At 46.4% G+C, this 23,216-nt stretch carries 19 protein-coding genes; 15 read left to right on the top strand and 4 right to left on the bottom strand.

The features are described 5' to 3' along the window. Position 1: 1 nt before the first annotated feature. Positions 2-1,504, bottom strand: a complete 1,503-nt coding sequence (zwf, locus tag ABUE20_RS03665; RefSeq protein ID WP_408618483.1) for a glucose-6-phosphate dehydrogenase — start codon at positions 1,502-1,504, stop codon at positions 2-4. A 488-nt stretch (positions 1,505-1,992) separates the two neighbouring features. Between zwf and ABUE20_RS03660 the strand changes: the two genes are divergently transcribed. Then, positions 1,993-2,760, top strand: a complete 768-nt coding sequence (locus ABUE20_RS03660; RefSeq protein WP_408618482.1) for a TSUP family transporter — start codon at positions 1,993-1,995, stop codon at positions 2,758-2,760. 115 nt (positions 2,761-2,875) lie between these two features. Here the strand turns inward: ABUE20_RS03660 and hutF are convergent, their stop codons facing one another. Next, positions 2,876-4,252: a formimidoylglutamate deiminase gene (gene hutF / locus ABUE20_RS03655; RefSeq protein WP_408618481.1), complete on the bottom strand. Its 1,377-nt coding sequence runs from the start codon at positions 4,250-4,252 to the stop codon at positions 2,876-2,878. 229 nt (positions 4,253-4,481) lie between these two features. Here hutF and hutG point away from each other — a divergent pair, with 229 nt between their 5' ends. Continuing rightward, positions 4,482-5,273, top strand: coding sequence for an N-formylglutamate deformylase (gene hutG, locus ABUE20_RS03650; RefSeq protein ID WP_408618480.1), 792 nt, complete (start codon positions 4,482-4,484; stop codon positions 5,271-5,273). 15 nt (positions 5,274-5,288) lie between these two features. On the opposite strand, the gene ABUE20_RS03645 is transcribed toward hutG, so the two are convergent. Next, entirely contained in the window at positions 5,289-6,452 is a 1,164-nt protein-coding gene (locus ABUE20_RS03645) for an alanine racemase (RefSeq protein ID WP_408618479.1), read from the bottom strand. Between the two features lie 104 nt (positions 6,453-6,556). Here ABUE20_RS03645 and ABUE20_RS03640 point away from each other — a divergent pair, with 104 nt between their 5' ends. Next, positions 6,557-7,495: a LysR family transcriptional regulator gene (locus ABUE20_RS03640; RefSeq protein WP_408618478.1), complete on the top strand. Its 939-nt coding sequence runs from the start codon at positions 6,557-6,559 to the stop codon at positions 7,493-7,495. Further along, a complete protein-coding gene (locus ABUE20_RS03635; protein WP_408618477.1) occupies positions 7,492-7,653 on the top strand; it encodes a hypothetical protein in 162 nt (53 codons plus the stop codon). The genes ABUE20_RS03640 and ABUE20_RS03635 overlap by 4 nt, the downstream gene beginning before the upstream one ends. Before the next feature lies 1 nt (position 7,654). Here the strand turns inward: ABUE20_RS03635 and hutC are convergent, their stop codons facing one another. Then, complete coding sequence (hutC, locus tag ABUE20_RS03630) at positions 7,655-8,398, bottom strand: histidine utilization transcriptional repressor HutC (RefSeq protein ID WP_408618476.1); 744 nt, start codon at positions 8,396-8,398, stop codon at positions 7,655-7,657. Positions 8,399-8,801: 403 nt separating this feature from the next. Here hutC and ABUE20_RS03625 point away from each other — a divergent pair, with 403 nt between their 5' ends. The 11 genes from ABUE20_RS03625 (at position 8,802) to tssH (ending at position 23,213) form a co-directional block, all read left to right on the top strand. Then, on the top strand, positions 8,802-9,437 hold the full coding sequence (locus ABUE20_RS03625; RefSeq protein ID WP_408618475.1) for an RpiB/LacA/LacB family sugar-phosphate isomerase: 636 nt from the start codon (positions 8,802-8,804) through the stop codon (positions 9,435-9,437). Positions 9,438-11,094: 1,657 nt separating this feature from the next. Beyond that, positions 11,095-11,601 carry a type VI secretion system contractile sheath small subunit gene (tssB, locus tag ABUE20_RS03620; RefSeq protein WP_408618474.1) on the top strand — a complete coding sequence of 169 codons (507 nt, stop codon included), beginning with the start codon at positions 11,095-11,097 and terminating at the stop codon, positions 11,599-11,601. 35 nt (positions 11,602-11,636) lie between these two features. Next, positions 11,637-13,112 (top strand): type VI secretion system contractile sheath large subunit, encoded by a 1,476-nt coding sequence (gene tssC / locus ABUE20_RS03615; protein ID WP_408618473.1) that lies wholly within the window; start codon positions 11,637-11,639, stop codon positions 13,110-13,112. 2 nt (positions 13,113-13,114) lie between these two features. Further along, positions 13,115-13,552 carry a type VI secretion system baseplate subunit TssE gene (tssE, locus tag ABUE20_RS03610; RefSeq protein ID WP_408618472.1) on the top strand — a complete coding sequence of 146 codons (438 nt, stop codon included), beginning with the start codon at positions 13,115-13,117 and terminating at the stop codon, positions 13,550-13,552. Next, positions 13,552-15,318 (top strand): type VI secretion system baseplate subunit TssF, encoded by a 1,767-nt coding sequence (tssF, locus tag ABUE20_RS03605; protein WP_408618471.1) that lies wholly within the window; start codon positions 13,552-13,554, stop codon positions 15,316-15,318. The genes tssE and tssF overlap by 1 nt, the downstream gene beginning before the upstream one ends. Continuing rightward, positions 15,282-16,286 (top strand): type VI secretion system baseplate subunit TssG, encoded by a 1,005-nt coding sequence (tssG, locus tag ABUE20_RS03600; protein WP_408618470.1) that lies wholly within the window; start codon positions 15,282-15,284, stop codon positions 16,284-16,286. Before tssF ends, tssG begins: the two co-directional genes overlap by 37 nt. Positions 16,287-16,297: 11 nt before the next feature. Next, on the top strand, positions 16,298-17,806 hold the full coding sequence (tagH, locus tag ABUE20_RS03595) for a type VI secretion system-associated FHA domain protein TagH (protein ID WP_408618469.1): 1,509 nt from the start codon (positions 16,298-16,300) through the stop codon (positions 17,804-17,806). 2 nt (positions 17,807-17,808) lie between these two features. Then, positions 17,809-18,297 carry a type VI secretion system lipoprotein TssJ gene (gene tssJ, locus ABUE20_RS03590; protein WP_408618468.1) on the top strand — a complete coding sequence of 163 codons (489 nt, stop codon included), beginning with the start codon at positions 17,809-17,811 and terminating at the stop codon, positions 18,295-18,297. 3 nt (positions 18,298-18,300) lie between these two features. Beyond that, entirely contained in the window at positions 18,301-19,635 is a 1,335-nt protein-coding gene (gene tssK / locus ABUE20_RS03585) for a type VI secretion system baseplate subunit TssK (protein ID WP_408618467.1), read from the top strand. A gap of 3 nt (positions 19,636-19,638) precedes the next feature. Further along, the gene (gene icmH, locus ABUE20_RS03580; protein WP_408618466.1) at positions 19,639-20,430 is read left to right on the top strand and encodes a type IVB secretion system protein IcmH/DotU; all 792 of its coding nucleotides are present in this window, start codon (positions 19,639-19,641) and stop codon (positions 20,428-20,430) included. An 11-nt stretch (positions 20,431-20,441) separates the two neighbouring features. After that, a complete protein-coding gene (tssH, locus tag ABUE20_RS03575) occupies positions 20,442-23,213 on the top strand; it encodes a type VI secretion system ATPase TssH (RefSeq protein WP_408618465.1) in 2,772 nt (923 codons plus the stop codon). The last annotated feature ends 3 nt before the right edge of the window (positions 23,214-23,216 follow it).

Raw genomic sequence — 23,216 nt, 5'->3', positions numbered from 1 at the left:
TTTAAAGCTCGCAATATTCTGTATCAGTTAAATTTTTGCAGGGAAATCGCCATTCACGGCCATCCCGACTGAGTAATTCGTCGGCTTCTTTCGGTCCCCAGGTTCCACAAGCATACCCGTAAAGTGTTGGGTTATTTCGGCTAAAATCTAAAATAGGTTGTACGAAATCCCAACAAGCCAGCACGGCGTCACTTCGGGCAAATAAGGTGGGATCACCTTTAATGGCATCTAGAAGTAATCGTTCGTAAGCTGTCAAAACCTGAGCGCCGTCTAAACTGTCATAGCGGAAATCCATGGAGACTTCTTGAGAGTGGAAGCCCGCACCGGGTTGTTTCAGACCGAACTTCATCAAAATGCCTTCGTCTGGTTGGATACGAATTACCAGTTTATTTTCGGGAGTGTTTTGACCAAAGACCGGATGAGGCGTTTTCTTAAAGTGAATTACAACTTCAGTGACGCGAGTCGGCAGACGTTTACCGGTACGGACATAGAATGGAACCCCATTCCAGCGCCAGTTATCGATGAATAGTTTCAATCCGACATAAGTTTCTGTTCGAGAATCTTCGGCTACTCCTTTCTCTTCACGATAGCCTGGTAGTTCATCCCCTCGAACTTTAGAGGAAGTATACTGACCTAAAATGAGGTCTTCATTTAAGGCTCGTTCATCGAGTGGGTGTAGACTCTGGAACACTTTGACGGTTTCATTGCGGATTGAATTCGCATTGATCAATGCTGGGGGTTCCATTGTCACCATCCCTAGCACTTGTAATAGGTGGTTTTGGAACATGTCGCGCATCGCTCCGGCACCGTCATAATAACCTCCACGACCTTCCACGCCGAGTGCTTCTGCGGCGGTAATTTCAACATGATCGATGTAGTTACGGTTCCAAAGTGGTTCAAATAAACCGTTTGAGAATCGAAATACCAGTAGATTCTGCACGGTTTCTTTGCCTAAATAATGGTCGATACGATAAATTTGCTCTTCCTGGAAGAAACGGTGGAGCTGATCATCTAAAGCCAGAGCGGATGCTTTATCGTAACCAAATGGTTTTTCGACGATAAGTCGTTTCCAGCCATCTTCTTCCGAGTTTAAGCCGTGTGCGGCTAAACATTCAGGAATGACACCATAAAGACTCGGTGGGGTAGACAAATAGAAGATGATGTTGCCCCCGGTTTGATATTGCTCACCTAACTGAGCCAACCGCGTTTTAAGTTGGCCGTAGTTCTCTGCATCAGCGGTGTTGAGTGGCTGATAGTGAATGTGGGAGCAGAAGGTGTCGAGCTGTTCCGAGTCTTCTAGTTTTTCACTGTCTTTGAGGGCGGATTTGATCTTAGCTTGATAGTCGGTATCGCTATATTCGGTGCGACTAATTCCGAGAATAGAAAACGAGTCCGATAATTGCTCGGTGATATACAGATGATAAAGCGCCGGAATTAACTTCCGCTGCGTTAAATCGCCTGATGCCCCAAAAATAGCAATGCAGTTATTATCTAATTTATTCATATATTATTCCCGTTGACCCATACGCCGAGTGAACCGATACCGTACTAATAATGAAAGGGTCCTGTAAGATGATCGACCTGTCAGCATGCGTGATGATGAAAATGAGTCCAGAGGCTCCTCGTGAAACGGAACCCAATTTAACAAAATTTCAACTTATTGAGAACTGCTTATTCGCGATTAGATTAATCGGTTTTCTCAATAGAATACTGATATATAGAGGTGGTCTCGATGGTTTTCAAGTCTTTTTGAATCTTTTTTATGACACTGAATTGAGGATTTATTTTATTAATGTTAGAAATTAACTAGATGATTTATCATATAAAAACATTTTCTTTACGGATAAAACAGCTACGGATCGGTCATTGCCATGATGCCGTACTGATTTTTTGCCCTCATTGCAGTTGATATAACTATTTAAAAATAATTAATAATTTCTTTTTATAAGCGGATTAAATTTAGGTCATAGGATGTGAATCATGGATGTTGTTATGGATCCGTTAGTAGGTTCTTTAACGTGGCAGGGCATTGCGTTTTTGTTTTTAATCGCGGTGGTGGCCGGAACGATCGACACGCTGGCTGGCGGAGGGGGATTGCTAACGATTCCGGCGCTGATGATGTGTGGCGTTCCGCCGCTATGGGCATTGGGAACGAATAAATTTCAGGGAAGCGTCGGTACGGCAACCGCGTCTTGGATTATGTTTCGTAAAGGTCGCGTTCGGTGGCATCAGGTTCGAGGGCTCATGTTGGGGTCCTTGGTGGGAGCGGTGATCGGTACATTACTCGTTCAGCAGATCCATACACAGTGGCTCAGCTGGATTGTTCCGGTTGTCCTATGTGTGATCGTCACTTATTTTCTATTTGCACCGAGGCCGGTTGAAAATCGTCCACTGAAGGAAAATTCAACGTGGATATACCGGCGTTTCGCGGTACCGCTGATCGGTGCTTATGATGGTTTTTTTGGACCGGCTACGGGTTCTTTTTTTGCATTGGCCGGGGTATCGCTATTAGGGCAGTCGATGGTGGATGCTACGGCGCGGGCTAAAGTTTTAAACTGTGCCTCTAATGTTGCTTCACTGGTGATTTATCTGATTTCAGGTCATATCTTATGGTTAGCTGCCGGAGTGATGCTGTTAGGACAGATGATCGGTGCCTGTTTAGGAAGCCGGATCCTGTTTCGGATTAATCCCAATTATCTGCGTTGGCTGGTTGTGGTGATGAGTGCCTCCATGCTCGTGCGCTATTTCATAGTGAGCTGAATTTGAGGGGGGGATCAAGTGGCTTAAGCGGTTTATCTGTTTGCCATGTCACTTGAGCACGCCCTCGTTTTGGAAACTCAGATCGTGCTCGAATGACGGCTGACGAGCTGGAAATTTACGCTTGACGTTGACGCAACTGATGTAGTGTTTTTTCCAGTTGTATCCGGGCCTGTTCTCGGCGAGGATGTTCGAAGTTTCGAATTTTCCACGCGCCAGCGACCATGACGTTCTTGATCAAGGGCGATTGGGTCGCAAATATCCAGGTGTCGGTGAGATGCGAGCTATCAGCAGTATTGAACCAAGGATTTTGGGTGTCTAATTCAAGCCAGTCGGCTCGAAATCCAACGGCTAATTTCCCAATTTTTTGACCCAGGGCGCGAGCCCCGCCTTCATAAACCCGATTTAACAGATGATCGCCGGTACTAGTCGTTTCTGTTCCGGCCAGACAGTTACGTTGCTGGAGGCTTAAGCGCTGGGCATATTCCAGCCAGCGTAGTTCTTCGGTTGCGGTGGTTCCAACATGACTATCGGTACCGATGGCGAGTTGCCCTCCCTGTTGCAGATAACTTTGCGTGGCAAATATACCATCACCGAGGCTGGCCTCTGTGGTTGGGCAGATCCCGGCAACCGCTCCACTTTGGGCGATCAGTGACCTTTCTTCCGAATCGATATGGGTAGCATGGATCAGCGTCCAACGTGGATCCAACGGTATATGCTGGTTGAGCCAGCGAACCGGAGTCGTTCCGTGGACGGCCTGACATTGCTGGACTTCCCGCTGCTGTTCGCTGATATGGATGTGAAGTGGCCAGTCACTGGGGAGTTCGGTGATGACGTCTTGGATCTGTTCGATGCTGCAGGCGCGTAGTGAATGAAAACAACCGCCAAGGCGTTGCTGGGGCTGATGCTCAATGATGGCCTGTCCATCGGCTAACTGCCGTAGATACTGATCGGTTTGCTGGATAAAGCGACGTTGTTGCTCGGATGCGGGTTGCTGTGCAAAATCGCTATAACTATAAAGCGTTGGCAATAGAGTTAGTGCGATCCCGGCATCAGCGGCGGCTTGACTTATCGCGGCGTACATCTGGGCCGGGTTGGTGTAAGGGACTCCACTGAGCTGATGGTGCAAGTAGTGAAACTCGGCGATGGAGGTGAATCCGCCTTCAAGCAGTTCGATATAAAGATAGAGTGCAATATCGTATAACTGGTCCGGTGAGATTTGTAGCGCAATTCGGTACATCTGTTCCCGCCAACTCCAGAAACTGTCAGTTGGATTTAAGCGGTGTTCAGCCAGTCCGGCCATCGCGCGTTGGAAAGCATGAGAGTGCGCATTGGCTAGCCCGGGGAGAATCGGTCCTTGTAGGATCTGATCGGCAGTCGCTTGATCGGCATGTGGACGAACCCGCGTGATGGTGCCGGCATGATCAACATCAATGGCTACATGCGGTTGCCAGCCACTGGGGAGACGGGCGATTGGAGCATAGAATTGCGTCATAAGGATCTCTCATTGAATCTGCTGTATATACATATACAGTAACTTGGATGGCGCTGTAAACCCGCAAATGGTTCAGTACACAGGGGATTATTCGTGATCGACATCCAGATTTTGGGAATGACTGAAAAGGCCTGCTGTATATACAAGAAAGATAAATTGGTTTAGGGTTAAAGGTCTAATTCGTGGGGCGTAGGTTGTTTGCCTGCCGTCAGTATTTAAGGAGTGAGTCATGCTTGATGCTTTTGAATTTAGTCAGGGACAAAGCCCGCTATTGATTAGCATGCCACATGTCGGGACTGAACTGACCGATGAAGTGGCTACCAAATTAACCGATGCGGCCCGCTTATTACCGGATACTGACTGGCATTTGCCTCGTTTATATCAGCAGGCAGCACAGTTTCAACCTAGCTTGATCCGGGCTAACTATTCGCGGTATGTGATCGATTTGAATCGTCCGCAAGATAATGCACCTCTCTATCAAGGTGCTACGACCGGATTATTTAGTCAGACCTTATTTAGTGGGGAGCCGATGTGGCATTCACCGGTAAGTGAGCCGCAACATCAGTGGGCCATCGAATCGATCTGGCAGCCTTATTATCAGCAGATTGAAGATGAACTGGCTCGGATCAAAGCCCACTTTGGTTATGCGTTATTGTTTGATGCCCACTCGATTGCCTCTGAAATTCCTTATCTTTTTGCAGGACGATTGCCGGATCTGAACCTTGGGAGTAATCAGGGGATGAGTTGTGATCCGGCGTTGGTGCAGTCTCTTAGTCAGGTTTGTGAAGATTCGGACTATAGTTGGGTACACAACGGCCGCTTCAAAGGAGGATTTATTACTCGCCATTTTGGGCGTCCGGAGCAGCAGTTGCACGCCATTCAATTAGAGATGGCGCAGGCTATTTATATGGATGAGCAGCCACCTTTTACGTATCGTGAAGCATTGGCTGCCCCGGTATCAGCCGTAATCATGCAGATGCTCAAAGCTTATCTGGAAGCGGCTGCATCGCTTTATGAATGATGTCGTAAATTGGGTTCACCAGCCCTGGATCCGTGACCAGATTTCATGGTGGTCCGTCGGGCGATCAAACAAATAATAGTGAGAATGCATCGCCGTCGTGGCGCAGGCGTGGTGGGGCAAGATCTGCAGCCGACAGCCAATGGGATAGTCCTCAAAGCGGATTGGTGCGCCATCGAGGGCGGTGATCATGCCGTGTTCCTGATTGGCTCCTGTCACCCACAAGTTCTCTGATAATGAGCCGTCGGGGCTGATGACCCGGCCATATAACTCTCCGTTACGCCATGGGTTGGGTTCACTATCGGCACTGAGCGCCATCCACCCCGCATCGATCCATAGGCATCCTTTGTTTTTATGATGGCCAATGATGGTCGTGACGACCCGTGCGGCAATATCTTCTAAAGTGCAGACTCCCACTTGGGTCATGACCAGATCAAACAGACTATAAACGCCGGCGCGCACTTCGCTAATCCCAGTAAGATCAGAATAGCTACAGGCCGTGGGAGTTGAACCGATACTGACGATATCACAAGGAAGCTGATGGACTAATAAGAACTGTTTGGCTTGATTGGCGACGGCAACCTCATGAGCAGCGGCTTGATGTAAGGCCTGTGGATCACGGCAGTGATAAGACTCTCCGGCATGGATTAGTATCCCTGCAAGTACGGCATTTCCGTGATGCAGGGATCGAGCTATTTGGAGTAAGCGCGGATCATCTAACGATAATCCTGCACGGTGACCATCACAGTCAATCTCAATTAGCGCACTGATTTGGCAATGTTGTATATCGCAGAATTGATTGACCATCGCGGCTTGCTCCGGGCTATCCAGTAAAACGTGGAGAGTTACGCCTTGCTGTAATAGCTGTTGGACTCGGAGTAGCTTCTCCCCCACGATGCCAACGGCGTAAATCATGTTGGTGTATCCCTGTCCGGCTAATGCTTCGGCTTCTGCTAAGGTTGAAACGGTGATGGGGGCGTCTAGTCGCGGCAGTAGATAAGGGGCTGCGGATAAACTTTTGAGGGTTTTAAAGTGAGGGCGTAGTCGGCAACCGGCCGCTTCAATTTTATGCCGGAGTCGGTGGAGATTACGCGCTAAGATCGATTTGTCGATCAGCAGATAAGGGGTGGTTAGACGCTGGTAGATCTTTGCTAATTGAGGTGGCAATGGTTGGTCACGCATCGTTTATCCTGTTCTTTTATCAAGGGACGTTTTAACAGAGTATCGATGCAATTAGTTTTCATTTATATTAATTAAATATAATTTAATGATTAGGTTTTTTATTAATGATTAGCTCCGATGATCTGCGTTTTATTGCGACAATTGCTCAGCATCGAACGTTAGCCGAGGCTGCTCGAACATTGAATATTACCCCACCTTCGGTGACGCAGCGGATCCAGTATATTGAGCATAAACTCTCGATCCAGCTGTTACAGCGGCCTTCTCGTCGAGTGAGTCTAACAGAAGAAGGGCGATTATTAGTCGATGGTGGGGCGGCTATTTTATGGGAACTGGGGGCGTTACAAGATAAATTAGACCAGCGCCGGGAGCGGGTGAGTGGCAAGCTCCGGGTATTAGCGCCTTTAGGATTTGGTAATGATTATATTGCGCCGCTTTTGGGCCAATATAGCCAAACTCATTCGCAGCTTGATGTTGAACTGGAACTCTCTGACACGCCGCAATGGACTAGCCATCAGAAATGGGATGTCATTATCTATATCGGGCAACTTCATGATTCATCTTTACGAATGATTACGTTAGCCCCCAATCAGCGATTTATCTGTGCGGCACCATCTTATTTAGAGCAACATCCAATGCCCCAAACTCCAGAGGATTTGCATCATCACCAATGTATCGCGCTTCGGGAAAATAACGAAGATGTCACAGTATGGTCGTTTATGGACCATGTTGGAAAGCGGCATACCCTTCGGATAAATCCGCATCTGGCCACGAATGAAGGTCGGGTTATTAAAGCATGGGCAATGGCTGGGCTGGGGATCATCATGCGTTCGCAGTGGGATGTGCAGCCGCAACTCGACAGCGGAGAACTGGTTCGATTATTACCAGATTATCAGTTGCCGGATGCCAACATAGTGGCGTTAGTCAGTGGTTCTGAACAAGAACGATCGGCGCGTATTTCCGGTTTTTTAACCTTGTTAAAGCAGGCCTTGTCCTCGTCGCCTTGGCAACAAGGCCATTCCGGTTTAGATGAGGTGATAGGATGAATTATCCAGATTGTCGGGATGTTTTAGCCGAATATGGAGTCGCCGGAGCATTTTCGCAGTTTCAGAAAGATTCTTTCAACCGGCATCATATTGCGCAACATTTTGGCAAAGAGTTGTCATTGGCTGAGCTGCAACTTATGTGTTTCCAAACGCGCTGAATTAGCCAGCCGCATGTTCCGGGGTCACTTTCATGCGACCGCCCAATCGATAGCGTGATGACGGGTGCAAAAACTGTACATATGTGACAATGTTTTCATGAGCCCAGGTCCGGCGCATTAATATCAGACAGGGTTCCTGATGGGTGATCTGGAGTTGCTCAGCTTGGTGTTCGTCAGCGAGAGTGGCATCAACGATATGTTCCATCTCTTCGACAGGCAGCTGGTTGAGCAGATACCGAGAAGGTGTTTGCTGGGCATTAAACTGCTGATTGATGAAATTGGGAACCATTATGGGATTGACATAGCGATCTTCGAGTTGCACCGGGAGTTCTTCTTCATAGTGAATACAGATCACATGGTAAACCGATTGACCAGTCGGGATCCCTAAAGCGGCTGCAATAGGGAGTGAGGCTGATTCCCTCTGTAAATAGAGCTGCTCACATCGATATTGATGGCCGCGTTGATGAATTTCATCGCCAATATTGGCAATCATCAACAGACTCGATTGAGGTTTTTTATCGGCAACAAACGTTCCGACACCCGCCACTCGTTTGATAATTCCTTCTTGAGCAAGTTCACGTAGTGCCCGGTTGACAGTCATTCTGGATACTTTCAGTTGGTCAACCAATTGGTGTTCTGAGGGGATCATGGTGCCGGGAGTCCATTCGCCTGAATTAATATGTTTTTTTACATGTAATTTGACCTGCTGGTACAGCGCATGAGGTGTTGAGGTAAAACCCGGCATGAATATCTCCAAAAAACCATAAAAAGACAGGGGTAACTGTCCCTAATTAACGATTGTAACAGTGGACCAATGTTTCTTAAATGTTTATTGCAGTCTGCTAAATCTTACATATTCGCAGAGGAAAAGCCGTGAAGGGGATCTGTAACCGATAGATCGGTCTCTTATCAAGGTGGGGTTGAAATCACGGAGAGCATCATCCCACATATACTTTCTTGTGTGGTGTCTCTTGCGTGTATCGCGGGAAATATGGATCTTTAATTTGTTGAGTAGTGACTAAAATAGTGAGGTGGATCACTGATTTCAGTTGAAATACAGAAACCAGTTTCTATATTTGAATCATCGTGGTATTTTAAATGAAACATTGTTTTAAGTATTTAAATCATGACTCAACAGGGAGTTCAAGATGAAAATTGCATTGATGAATGAATTCAGCCAGGCGGCTAAAAACCCTATTATTCTTAATGAATTACAGGCTGTTGCCGATGAACAGGGACATCAGGTTTTTAATGTAGGGATGAATGGGGATAATGATCATCGATTGACCTATATCCATTTAGGGATCATTGCCAGCCTGCTATTGAATTCAAAAGCCGTTGATTTTGTGATTGCCGGATGTGGAACTGGTCAGGGTGCGCTAATGTCGTTAAACGCCTATCCAGGGGTGGTATGCGGTTATTGTATTGATCCGGCTGATGCCTATCTGTTTGCACAAATCAATAATGGGAATGCACTGGCGATTCCATTTGCTAAAGGTTTTGGCTGGGGAGCTGAGCTGAACCTTCGTTATATTTTTGAAAAAGCCTTTACGGGTGAAACAGGATTAGGTTATCCACCAGAACGTCAGGCTTCACAGGTTCAGAATGCCGCCATTCTAAATGGTGTTAAAGACGCTGTGGCTAAAGATTATTTGGAAGGATTAAAAGCGTTGGATCCTGAATTAGTCAAAACAGCTGTTGGTGGTGAACGTTTTCAGAGTTGTTTTCTGGAAAACAGTCAGGATGCTGCATTAACTGACTTTGTTCGTAGCGTACTCGCTTAGTTTTTAAGTTTCTTCCCCCAAGAGACTACAGTCGCAACATATTGTTGCGACTTTTTTATGCCTGCCCGTTAGAGGTTACCTTGTGGCTTCACTTCACTCATGAAACGTCACAGGCTACACCTTGCGCAAATATGTTGTATTGAACCGCTTTAACGATGAACGAGCTACATCCATTGAGATTAGCTTGCTTGTTCGCTGCTATGATGTGTCCTGTGGGAAGAATAGAGACCCGCTTTGGGAACCTTACTTTGTTTCCTGTTCGTGTAACGTGTTGCAGAGAACGTCTGTTTCAATGGATGACAGGTGATCTATGGGGTCTATTGTTTAATATCAATCTATCTTGATGGGATTCAATATAAATCTATAATCTTCCATTTCGATGGACTCGCTATATTTGTAATCGTCTAAAAGAGATATGGCATTAATTAACTTATATCCCATATCTCATTCAATGAACAGTATCAATTAGCCGCTTCTAGTGAACTATAGGCATCAGAAATATGCATGATGCACTCTTGGTGGTCAGCATAGGTGTCATGGGGCTCGTGAGCGTTTTAACTGTATAGAGATGAACATTAATTAATATAATTTTATGTGTTTTTTTATTTAATTCTGAATTTATATATAATTGATATAATATCGAATAAATTATATTAAATAATTGAGATGTCTATTATTTAATAATCTATTTATCATGTTTATATATATAAGATCGTTCAGATATATAGTTATATAACTTGATATTTATAGCTCTCAAACTTCATTAATAGTTGATTTAGAATCGGTTCCATCCTTTCATTTTATCCTGATTTCGGCGATTAGGCCCCTCATCTGTGAGCCAATGAGCCGCATTTGTGGATTGAAAAGGTGATTTTTTGACTGCTGAAAGTGTGGTTAAAAAATACACACATCAACGGAGCCATGTTTTGCTTTGGGATTGTATAAAAATTAATCACACTTGTAAGTCGTGACATACTCAGATATAGGATGTTGTTTACAATAACTTATTTAAGAAGGGTTAGGATATTTGATTCTTTTTTTGTAAGAGATATCTCACACAAAGGGACTAATTAAAAAGTACTATTGTTTGGAAAAGTATTAAAAAATCATGTAAAACATAATCTTATCAAAAAAATGAGCAGACAACCTAATTTTTTTATTGTCAATAAGAGTTCATCCATGAGCTGTTTTGGAAAATTTTTATAGTTGACGCAGTCCTATAAAATCGATTATTAATAGTTTTGTTTCTAGCTGTATATTTTGAATTACATTTGGATTTTCTGTTTTAAGAAATGATTTTTGTGATCAAAATAGATAGCTATTTGCTGTTGAATATCATGTTTGATTAGAATAGAATTCTCAAATTATTAAATGGTCAATAAAAATTAAAGCATATTTCATTCAGTGCTGTTGATATTTCGTGTAACTAGGTTTGTATTGTATCTGATATTACTGATTTGAATAATAATTTATATTCAGGGGGGACTCCTGAGTATAAATTATTATTTATACATATATGTTTTCTTTGAAGTTTATATTTTCGAAGGAAGTTCTTGCGACCTTTTTATAGCTAAATGATAAATTTAATAAATCACAATGATTGAGTCATTTCAGTTGTTTAAATATTGAGTTAATCAGTTGAACCACGGGGATAATTATGTCTAAAGAAGGAAGTGTTGCACCGAAGGAACGCATCAATATTAAATACGTTCCTGCTGTTGGCGATGCTCAAACAGAAGTTGAATTACCTTTAAAAACTTTAGTTGTAGGAGATTTTAAAGGTCATTCTGAAGAAACTCCGATTGAAGAACGCACTGCGATTTCTATCGATAAAAATAACTTTGAAGCGGTGATGCGTGATAGCGAGCTATCCGTGACCACTTCAGTTCCTAACCGCCTAGTGGATGAAGACGATCAAGATCTTTCGGTTAATATTTCATTTAAATCTATGAAAGATTTCTCACCGGATTCCATTGCTAATCAAGTCCCTGAACTTAAAAAATTGATTGAGTTGCGCGAAGCATTAGTCGCTTTAAAAGGCCCTCTTGGCAATATTCCTGCGTTTCGGCGTCAGTTGCAGGAACTTTTAGAATCGGATGAATCACGCGACAAACTTCTCGCCGAACTGGAACTGGTCGGTGGCGATTCAACCCCAGCCGAATAACTCAAATTAACTGAAGACTTAGGAAGGACACGATAATGTCAACTCAAGAGCAGGTTGCGCAGACGCAATCCACCGGTGAACTCGGGCTACTTGATGAAGTGATGGCTCAAACCCGGATGGCACCCAGCGATGAAGGATACGATGTTGCTAAAAAAGGGGTTGCCGCGTTTATTAGTCAGTTATTAGATAATGGTCAAACTCAGGAGCCTGTTAATAAGGCTCTGGTGGATAAAATGATCGTCGAGCTGGATAAGAAAATCAGTTCGCAGATGGATGAAATCCTTCATGATCAGAAAGTTCAACAGCTCGAGTCATCGTGGCGGGGCCTTAAACTGCTCGTGGACCGTACTGATTTTCGTGAAAATATTAAAATCGAACTGTTACACGCCACCAAAGATGAACTGTTAGATGATTTTGAATTTGCTCCGGAAACCAGTCAGTCCGGTTTTTATAAACATATTTACTCATCTGGATATGGGCAGTTCGGTGGGGAACCTATTGGCGCGATTGTTGGGAACTACTCATTCACACCAGCATCACCCGATATGAAATTACTTCAGTATGTCGGTGCTGTTGGGGCGATGGCACATGCGCCTTTTCTATCTTCGGTCGGACCTGAATTCTTTGGCGTTGATAGCTTCGAAGATCTGCCGAACATTAAAGATTTGAAAGCGACTTTCGAAAGCCCTAAATATACCAAATGGCGTTCATTGCGCGAGTCGGAAGACGCTCGTTATATCGGTTTGACAGCCCCTCGATTTCTATTACGTACCCCTTATGATCCGGTTGAAAATCCGATCAGCTCATTCAACTATGAGGAAAATGTGGCAGGTACTCACGAGAGCTATTTGTGGGGAAATACCGCATTTGCATTGGCTAGCCGTCTTAGTGACAGCTTTGCAAAATATCGCTGGTGTCCGAATATTATCGGTCCACAAAGTGGGGGCGCTGTAGAAGATCTACCCGTGCACCTGTTTGAAGCGATGGGTGAGTTGCAGGCTAAAATTCCAACGGAAGTATTGATTACCGACCGTAAGGAATTTGAACTGGCCGATGAAGGGTTCATTGCCTTAACTATGCGTAAAGGCAGTGATAATGCCGCCTTCTTCTCGGCCAACTCGATTCAGAAACCGAAAGTCTTTCCGAAAACGAAAGAAGGCCAGGAAGCTGAAACCAACTATAAACTGAGTACTCAGCTCCCTTATATGATGATTATTAACCGTCTGGCTCACTACATTAAAGTCCTGCAACGGGAGCAGATCGGTTCTTGGAAAGAACGTCAAGATCTGGAACGGGAACTGAACAGTTGGATCAAACAGTATGTTGCCGATCAGGAAAATCCACCCGCAGATGTCCGCAGTCGTCGCCCACTACGTGCCGCACGTATTGAAGTGATGAACGTTGAGGGAAATCCTGGCTGGTATCAGGTGTCATTAGCGGTTCGTCCGCACTTTAAATATATGGGTGCGAACTTTGAGCTGTCATTGGTCGGACGCTTAGATCAGGCTTAATTATGGGATACGTTGCTCTGGAAGAGAGTGCGTATGGTGTCAGCTTTTTTGAACGATTAGAAGCTGACGCCCCAGCGCGTTCCATGACTCAAGGACCAAAAGCCGAGGACGTTTTAGATTCGATTAAGCGCAATATCTCAAATGTACTGAATACCCGGATTGGGGAGTCAATGAGTGCACCACTGTTGGGATTGATCGATTTTAACGATGCAACACTAGGTAGCCGTGATCTAGCGTTGCAAATCCGTATGGCGATTCGTAAATGCCTGAAACTCTATGAACCACGCTTGAATCAGCTGGATGTTCGGGTTTTGAATGACCCGGATAGCCCATTGAATCTGCGTTTTCATGTTACTGCCCAGATCAATCGGGGAGCACTGCATGATGGTGTTCAGATTGATCTGCTGCTGGATAATAGTCGCAAATATAGGGTGATCTAGTGTCACAGGATAAATACTTCCGTGAAGAGCTGGCGTTCTTAAAAGAACAGGGACAAGTGTTTACCGAGTTGTATCCACAGTTGTCTCGTTTTTTGAATGGACGAACCACCGATCCGGATGTCGAACGACTGTTGGAAGGCTTTGCATTCCTGACTGGTCGGCTGCGGGAGAAAGTCGATGATGAATTTCCGGAGCTGACTCATTCGATCATCAATATGCTGTGGCCTAATTATTTACGGCCCATTCCCAGCTTAACGATCACGAAATTTAGCCCTAACGATAAAGCCATTAGTACCCGGCAGCGAATTGAGTCCGGAGTGCAGATGGATAGTATTCCGGTATTGAATACAGTCTGTCATTTTACCACCTGTCGAGCTGTGGATATTTATCCGTTGGAAAATGTTGGGGTCAGTGTGCATCACACGCGTGATGCATCCATTATCGAACTGGATATGGCAATTCTTGGGGATCAGAGTCTGGCTGAAATTGATCTGCAGGATCTGCGTTTTTATCTGGGGGGACAGAGTTATTCGGCCCAGATGCTCTACTTGTGGATGAGCCACTATTTAGGGCAGGTTGATGTCGTCGTGGGTGATGATATTTACCGGTTACCGGCGGATTGTTTTCATCCGGTCGGATTTGAATCAGCTGACAGTATTTTACCCTATCCAAAGAATGTCTATGAAGGCTATCGGGTGTTGCAGGAATATTTAGCCTTTCCGGAAGCATTTCTATTTTTTGATATTTGTCGTATTGGAAAAAGCGTTTCACCATCGATTCGCGGGCAATTTACGCTTAAATTCACCTTCAGAAAAACGTTACCTGCCGATGTGCGGATCCGGGAAGAAAGTTTTCAGCTTTACTGTACACCGGCGATTAACTTGTTCGCCCATGATGCGGATCCCATTGATTTAAATGGTCGTAAAACTGAATATCGGGTGATCCCTTCCAGTCGTTATCCCGCTCATTTTGAAATTTTTAGTGTAGATCGGGTTGAAGGTTGGGCTTCGACAACTACGGGCCGGGAACGGGGACAGGAGCGTATTTATACCCCATTTGAAAGTTTCCAGCATGAGATTGAGCGAGCCAATGAGCGCCGGGCACTTTATTACCGGTTGCGGGTTAAAAATAGTATCCGGGATGATGGATTCGAGCATTTCATTTCATTTGTTCGCAGTGATGAAACCGACTATTTAGGACTCACCGAAGCAATTTCACTACAACTGACCTGTACCAACCGACAATTGCCGCTGGAGCTAGGCAAAGGTGATTTAAGTGTTGAAACCCAGAGTTCACCTTCGTTTGCTTCGTTTCGAAATATTACCGAGCCGACTCAGCCACTGCATCCGGTTTTAGATGGTAGTTTGTTGTGGACTTTGATCTCAAATCTATCCCTGAACTATTTATCGCTGTTATCCAAAGATGCGTTGAGCTCGATTTTACGGGCTTATGACTTTCGCGCTCTGGTGGATCGACAGGCTGAACAAATAGCACGACACCGCTTGGAAGGGATTAAGGATATTCAATCTAAACCGATCGAAAAGGTTTTGAGAGGGCTTCCGATCCGTGGACTCCGTTCTGAAATAACGCTCTCTCAAAAATCATTTGGTTCTGAAGGCGAGCTGTACCTGTTTGGGACGGTCTTGAGCCGATTTTTTTCTTTGTATGCCAGTATCAATTCGTTTCATGAGCTGGTGGTGATTAATGCTGATAATCGTGAAAGGTATTCATGGGGAACGCAGGTCGGACAGCAACCTCTGATTTAAAAGAGAGCGATGCAGCGCGGGTTGTTCCGTCGCATATCGAATCTTATAACTTTTACCAGCTGGTGGAAGTGTTGCATCGGATGTTGGGCGACGATCCGGAGCAACAAGCCGGGGGGGTCAGTGAAAATTTACTATTTCATGGCAACCCAAGCCTAGGCTTTGCCGCCAGCGATATCCGGGAGCTGTCATGCTCACAAGAGGGACGTTATCAGCTGCAGACCTCCTTTTTTGGTTTATCCGGTGCGCAGTCGCCACTGCCGGGGTTCTTTTTAGAGCAGATCGCGACCGAAGGTGAGCAGGGTTTAAGAAAGCCGTTTTTGGATTTTTTTAATCACCGATTGATCACCTTGGTGTACCAGATTTGGCGTAAATATCGCTATTACGTTCGATTTCGGGAAGAAGCCGGGGATGCGTTTTCCGAACAGTTGTTCGCTCTGGTTGGTTTAGCCGATCAAGAGTTGCGCCGGGAAGCCAATATCAACTGGTGCAAAATGCTCTCTTATGCGGGGACTCTGGCCGGACGCAGTCGTTCCCCACAGGTTGTCGCCGGTATTGTGTCACATTATTTCGACTTGCCGGATGTCTCAATCCAGCAATGGCAAGTGCGGCATGTTGCGATTGCTCCGGAACAAAAGTTTTCGCTGGGAATGGCCAATGCTCGTTTAGGCGTAGAGACCGTCATTGGTGATCAGATCACCGATTGTATGGGGAAATTCGTCATTTGTTTTAAATCCCTCTCGTTTGAGCGATTTAAGGATTTTTTACCGACCGGAAAGGAATATCAGACCTTTTGTAAATTAATGGAATTTATTTTACGTGAACAGATGGCATTCGATCTGGCTCTGGAATTAGAGCGTGACGAGATCCCGACTTTACAGCTCAGTGCCCGTCATTGTTCGTCGCTGGGATGGTATTCGTTCATGGGTGGTAGCGAACGAGATCGTCAGGTTCTCATTCATATTCGATAGGAAAAGGTGAGATGTCGGAATTTTCACAGGTCACTTTGGTGGTCACCAATACCGAACAGTTGGATGCAGGTGGTTCGGCTGTGATGAGCTTTGATCAGCAGGGGGGAACCATTGGTGCAGATCCCTCTCAGCAATGGGTATTGCGGGATCGTCAAGGTCGAATTGCACCGCGCCACTGCTTGATCCATCTGTTGGATGACGAGTTTTGCATTACCGATGTATGTGGCACAACTTTTATGAATGGTGCGTCGATGCCGATTGGTTATGGTCGTCATGCCCGGCTCAATGACAATGATGTCGTTGGCATTGGCCCGTATTCAATTCGGGTGAGCTTCGAGCACAATTCTAGCTTACCGGTGTTGCATTCTGGCCACAATTTAGACTCACTTTTGGAACCTCAGGAAGGAATGGCTTGGGAACAGGATGGGGATCCACAGGCCATGCTCGAGATGGATATGCCCACCATTGATGATCCCTTAAGTGCCTTAGATGAGCTCACCGCTTCAGAGTTGACTTTAGAAGATTACCTGCAAGATCAAACGGTAGATGATGACGATGAACGTCGTCGTTACCTGAGTGCTGAAGATCAAATTTGGGTTGGAGCACCGCTGTTGGTTCAGGCCGATAACCAACGTAATGATGATGCCGCTATCGAGTTAAAACAGGATGTTATGGTCCATACTCGCGCGGATCGTCCGGTTCAACCCTCGATACACCCTCGTTCAATCGAGCATCCTCTCGATTTGCTGAGTGATTTACCTCATGAGGAGCAATTTCAAATGAATAGTCAGGATTTAGACCCATTGGATCAAATAGAACAGGAGCTTGGACGCGTCAGCGAGGAACAGTCGGCTGCCCGTGAGAGTGCTTCCGTCTACAGCGGCTTTCAACAACCGGACCTGCAAGTGGAAGACGATAGTGAAGTAAACCACATGGTCACAGGTCCGATGCTGAAAGGACTAGGGGCACATGCTGGGGACCCGAATGATATGGGGCAGATGCATGCACTTTCTGAAGAAATGGGGGCGTCATTGCGCGCGGCCATTCAAGGGTTGCTCGAGTTGCATCAGCAGGTGAGTGAGAGTCGCTATGGGCTGATGAATAAAAATTTACAACCTATCGAAGATAATCCGTTGCGGTTGGGACTGTCGTATGACGAAACCATTCAGACGATGTTTGATGCCAAACGCAGCATGGTGCATTTATCGGCTCCGGCCGCCATTGAGGAGAGTTTGCGGACCGTGAAACACCACAATGAAGCGGTGCAGACGGCGACCACTCAGGCTTTGGCGCAGATCCTGCGCGCATTTTCACCGGATGTGTTGATGAAACGATTTCACAACTATCGTCGCAGCAATCAACCGGCTTCAGTGGAAACCGATTCGTGGGCCTGGCAGATGTACCGTAGTTACTATCAAGAGCTAACTTCAAACCGCCAGCATGGATTTGAAAAATTATTCTGGGAAATTTTCGATCAATCTTACGATCGAGAGCTGCGCCTTAAACAACAGGAGGTTTAATTATGCGTCGCGTATTCATCATTTTATGCGGATTGTTATTACTGGGAGGCTGTAGCTTCGGCAGTAGTGATGACAAAATTGATTATGCATCACTGCCCAGTACGGTGACATTCAGTCTGGCGGCCACGGATGATGTTAATCCGAATGCTACGGATGGCACTGCGACTCCGATCCAGGTGCGAGTCTTTGAGCTGGAAGATGATTCCATGCTTAAAGCCGCGGATTATGAGCAACTAGCCAATCATTATAAGAAGGCCCTGAAAAGCAACTATGTCGACGACTACGACTACATGTTGACACCCGGTCAGTTTAAATTTGTCGATCCGATCCAGTTGGATGACGATACCCGTTATATCGGGGTGATGGCCAGCTATTCTGATCCCGATAAAAGCCAGTGGAAAAAAGTCGTTAAGGTGAAACCGTTAGGTCATGAATATCATCTGTTGATATTACTGAAATCTAACGATGTGGTTGTAGAAAAGGTTGAATGATCGATGGCTTCCCGAAATCGAGTGGTTTGGAATGAGGGGCTGTTTATCAAGCCCCAGCATTTTCAACAGCAACAGCGTTACTTTGAATATTTTATCGATGAGCGGATCCAGTCCGTCAGTCGCTATTTATATGGCGTGACCGAATTGAGCTTAAATCCTGAATATTTGAGTTTTGGCTCGATCGCTATTGCCCGGGCTATTGGGGTAATGCCCGATGGTACTGTGTTTAATATTCCCGAGGAAGATCAACTGCCGGAACCGTTGGCGGTGACCGATGATTCGATGGCAAACCAGATTATCTATCTGGCGCTTCCGCTACGGAGCGATGCGATTACCGAAATCAGTTGGCCGGATGAAGCGGGGTCCGGTCGGTACAAATCGATTTCGCAGTCAGTGCGAGATGTGCATTCCTCTCAGGGCGCTCAGGCGAATATCGATGTCAGTCCGGTGCAACTCAAATTGATGTTGGGGCGTGAAGATCGTAGTGCTTATAGCTCGATTGCGATTGCAAAAATTTTAGAGAAACGTCCGGATGGCAGCGTATTGCTGGATGAGCATTTTATTCCCTGCCATTTTAACATCGGAGCGATTAGCGCCTTACAGCGTTTTATTAATGAGGTCTCCGGACTGATGCGTGAACGCGCCAGCAATATCGCAACCCGGATTGGTTCTCCGGGGCAGGGGGGCGTCGCCGATGTTTCAGATTTTATGCTGTTGCAAGCTTTAAACCGGATGCAGCCCCATCTGCATCACTTAGCGGGTTTAGGTCGAGTGCATCCGGAACGAGTTTATGAAGCCTTGTCGATGATGTGTGGCGAGTTGGCTACGTTTACCGATGAAAGCCGGATGGCTCCAGAGTTGGGAAATTATAACCATGATTTACCGACGGATAATTTTTTACATGTGATGCGATTGTTACGACAATCCCTGAGCATTGTTCTGGAACCGAAAGCTGTATCCCTGCAATTGCAGAAACGTAAATATGGGTTGATGGTTGCGCCATTGCAGGATCGACAACTCATTGATCATGCAGAATTTATTTTAGCTGTGAAAGCTCGGATGCCATTAGATGAGCTGCGACGGCTGTTCATTCAGCAGACTAAAGTCGCTTCCGTTGAGAAAATTCGAGATCTGATTGCATTGCAACTGCCCGGTGTTCCATTAACACCGCTGCCGGTCGCGCCAAGACAGCTCCCCTATCATGCCGGTTATACCTATTACCAACTCGATAAAACCAGTCAGGCCTGGACCATGCTGGTGAATGCCAGTGGTTTTGCCTTCCATGTGGCAGGGGAATTTCCAGAGATTGAACTGCAATTTTGGGCAATTCGGAGTTAGACCATGACAGATTTGCTAACAGTTGGCTCACGGGAGCTGCAGAGTTTTGACGGGTTGCTGTTTGATGAGGTTCGCAACATTGATAAAGACCAGGATTACTGGTTTCAGCTGCGTGGTGAAAATATTAATCCGATGATCGATGCGGCGACGCCTCTGCTGGGGATGGCGGTTCGTATTCGCCGATTATCGTTTTGCGAACAGGTGGATGCGGTCTACCGGCAAGCCGTAGATGAAGTGAAAGCGATCGAAGTGGAGCTGACTGAAGCTGGCTATGAACATGCTGTGATTTTAGCTTATCGCTATGTCCTGTGCTCGTTTGTTGATGAAGCCGTGATGAATACGGCTTGGGGGGCCGACAGTATTTGGGCTGAACATTCGCTCTTGACCCGATTTCACAATGAAACCTGGGGTGGAGAGAAGGTGTTTACCATTTTATCCCGGTTGATTGGTGAGCCCACGCGTTATCAGCAGTTACTTGAGTTTATCTATTTGTGCCTCTCACTCGGTTTTGAGGGGCGTTACAAAGTGATGGATAACGGCCATCAGGAATATCAGAAAGTGATCCGAAATCTTTATCAAACTCTGGCTAGGCTGCGAGATGAAGAACCGGGGCCGTTAACATCGCCAACGGATCATGTGGTCGCAACTCAGCAAAAATTAGGTAAACAGCTGCCGTTATGGTCGGTATTTGCCGGTTTTGGGGTGTTCTGGGTATTGATCTTTATCGGTTATTCATTGGCACTGCATGAAAAGTCAGTCGATGTTCTGGCACAACTTAATCAGATTTTGCATTAAAGGACGGCCCTGTGATTCAAATTGAGCTCCCTACATTAATAAAAAAATTAAACAGCCAGACCAAACTGGCGTTAGAGCAAGCTGCCGCTGAATGTATGGCCCGGCAAAACCCGGAAGTGACCTTTGAGCACTTGTTATTTACGTTATTGGATCATCCGCTTTCGGATGTTCGTGAGATCTTAAAAGCCTGTCAGTTGGATCATCATCAGGTGAAACAGTTAGTCGGAGAGGCTCGCTCCCGGGAACAAGGACTCCAGAGTTACCCGGCTTTTTCACCGTTGTTGGTGGAGCTGTTGCAGGATGCCTGGCTATTAACCACAACTGAACTTAATGAAAATCAGCTGCGCTCCGGGGCTATTTTTATTGCTGCGCTGATGCGCCCTGAACGTTATTTGAGCGTGGCCATGATGGAACAATTTGCGGCGTTGAATCGTGAAACTCTGCGCCGTCAGTTTCAGGGGTTAACGCAGCATTCTTCCGAATCACCAACTCAGGAAACTCTGGAAAAAGCGGTGGCGATGGCCAGTCCGAGTGCGCAAGGGGAAACGGCGCTGGATCGCTATTGCAGCAACTTTACCGAATTGGCGCGTCAAGGTGAGCTCGATCCGGTGCTGTGTCGAGATGATGAGATCAGTTTGATGATCGATATTCTGTGTCGACGCCGAAAAAACAACCCGATTGTCGTTGGTGAAGCAGGCGTTGGTAAAAGTGCGGTGGTTGAAGGATTGGCGCAGCGTATCGTGAGCGGTCAGGTGCCCGCATCATTGGCAAACGTGGAACTCATGTCGCTGGATCTGGGATTATTGCAGGCTGGAGCTTCCGTCAAAGGGGAATTTGAGCGGCGCTTGAAAGGCATTATCGATGAAGTTAAAAATGCGCCGCAGCCGATAATCCTATTCATCGACGAAGCGCATACCTTGATCGGTGCAGGCAATCAGGAAGGCGGTGGTGATGCGGCGAACTTACTGAAACCGGCGTTGGCTCGCGGGGAACTGTCGACGATTGCTGCGACCACCTGGAAAGAATACAAAAAATATTTTGAAAAAGATCCGGCGCTGACTCGGCGTTTCCAGTTGGTGAAACTCGACCCGCCATCTGCAGCGGCGACCGTGAATATTTTGCGAGGGTTACATCGCGTTTATGAACAAGCGCATGCGGTTTTAATTAGTGATGAAGCCTTGCAGGCTGCCGCAGAGCTTTCGGATCGCTATGTTTCCGGACGACAGTTACCTGATAAAGCGATTGATGTGCTCGATACCGCTTGTGCCCGGATTGCGATTAACTTAACAGCACCTCCTCGGCGATTAGCCGAACTGGAAAATGCCAGCCATCAACGACAACTGGAACTGACGATTCTGCATCGTCAACAGTTGTTACAAGAGTCGGTTGATACCGCGCATTTGGCTGAATTAGAGCAGCAGGAGCTTGCGGATCAAGCTGCTTATGATGCTCTATATCAGGCCTGGCAGACTCAAAAACAGCAAGTTGAAAAAATTATTGAGCTGCGCTCGGCGTTGCTTGAAAGAGCGCAGCCGGCCCAGACGCAGGGATCTCAGGAACAGGAGAAAGGGCCCGTAGTTGAAGCTGTGGTTGAAGACGCTGTGGATTATTTGCCAACCAATCAACAATTAGAAGCCTCGATCGAGGCGGCTGAAGCGGCGGCTTTCTCAACATTTGAAGAGATGGATGACGGCGATGATGAAGCGGGCGAAGTGCTCAGCATCGAAGCGCAATTAGAGGCTTGCTATCAGGAGTTGGATGCCATTGATCATCAACAACTGCTGGTGTATCCGCAGGTTGGCCGGCAGCAGATTGCGCAGGTGATTGCGGACTGGACCGGGGTGCCGGTTGATCAGATGCATGCCGATGAACTGGAAAAAATTACTCAGTTACCGGCGATTCTAGAGGCGCAGATCAAAGGGCAATCATTGGCGATTGAACGGATCCATAAACATCTGTTGACCGCGCGGGCGGATTTGCGCCGTCCCGGACGACCCAAAGGCGCCTTTTTATTAGTCGGCCCCAGTGGCGTTGGCAAAACCGAAACAGTGGTGCAGTTGGCCGAGCAACTTTATGGCGGACAACAATTTTTAACCACCATTAACATGTCGGAATATCAGGAAAAACATACGGTATCCCGATTGATTGGTTCTCCTCCAGGGTATGTCGGATTTGGCGAAGGCGGGGTATTAACCGAAGCGATCCGAAAAATGCCGTATTCGATTGTATTGCTCGACGAAGTCGAAAAAGCGCATCCGGAAGTGCTGAATCTATTTTATCAGGCCTTTGATAAAGGCGAGTTAGCCGATGGTGAAGGCCGTTTGATCGACTGTCAGAACATCGTGTTCTTTTTAACCTCGAACTTAGGCTATCAGACCATTGTTGATTATGCCGATCAACCCCAAGCGATTGAACCGAATTTATATCCGGAATTGGCGCGGTTCTTCAAACCCGCGTTATTGGCTCGGATGGAAGTGATCCCTTATCTGCCACTGAGCCACGAGGTGTTGGAACGGATCATTCGGGCCAAATTAGCCCGGCTTGAAACCCTGTTTAAACAGCGTTATCACGCCAGTGTCGAGATTGCCGATGAACTGGTCGCTGAAATTCAGCGCCGAGCCACCCGCAGTGAAAATGGGGCCCGGATGTTGGAAGCGATCATCGAAGGACAGCTGCTACCGCCGGTATCGTTGGCGTTGCTGAACAAATTAGCTCGTCAGGAACCGGTCACGCATGTCGCTATGCGGGTGGTTGAAGGCGAATTTGTGGGTGAGGTGCACTAAGTC

The organism is Celerinatantimonas marina, assembly GCF_046054165.1.
Taxonomy (GTDB): Bacteria; Pseudomonadota; Gammaproteobacteria; order Enterobacterales; family Celerinatantimonadaceae; genus Celerinatantimonas.
The sequence above is the reverse complement of the archived record's forward strand: the minus strand, read 5'-3'. Positions and strand labels throughout refer to the sequence as shown.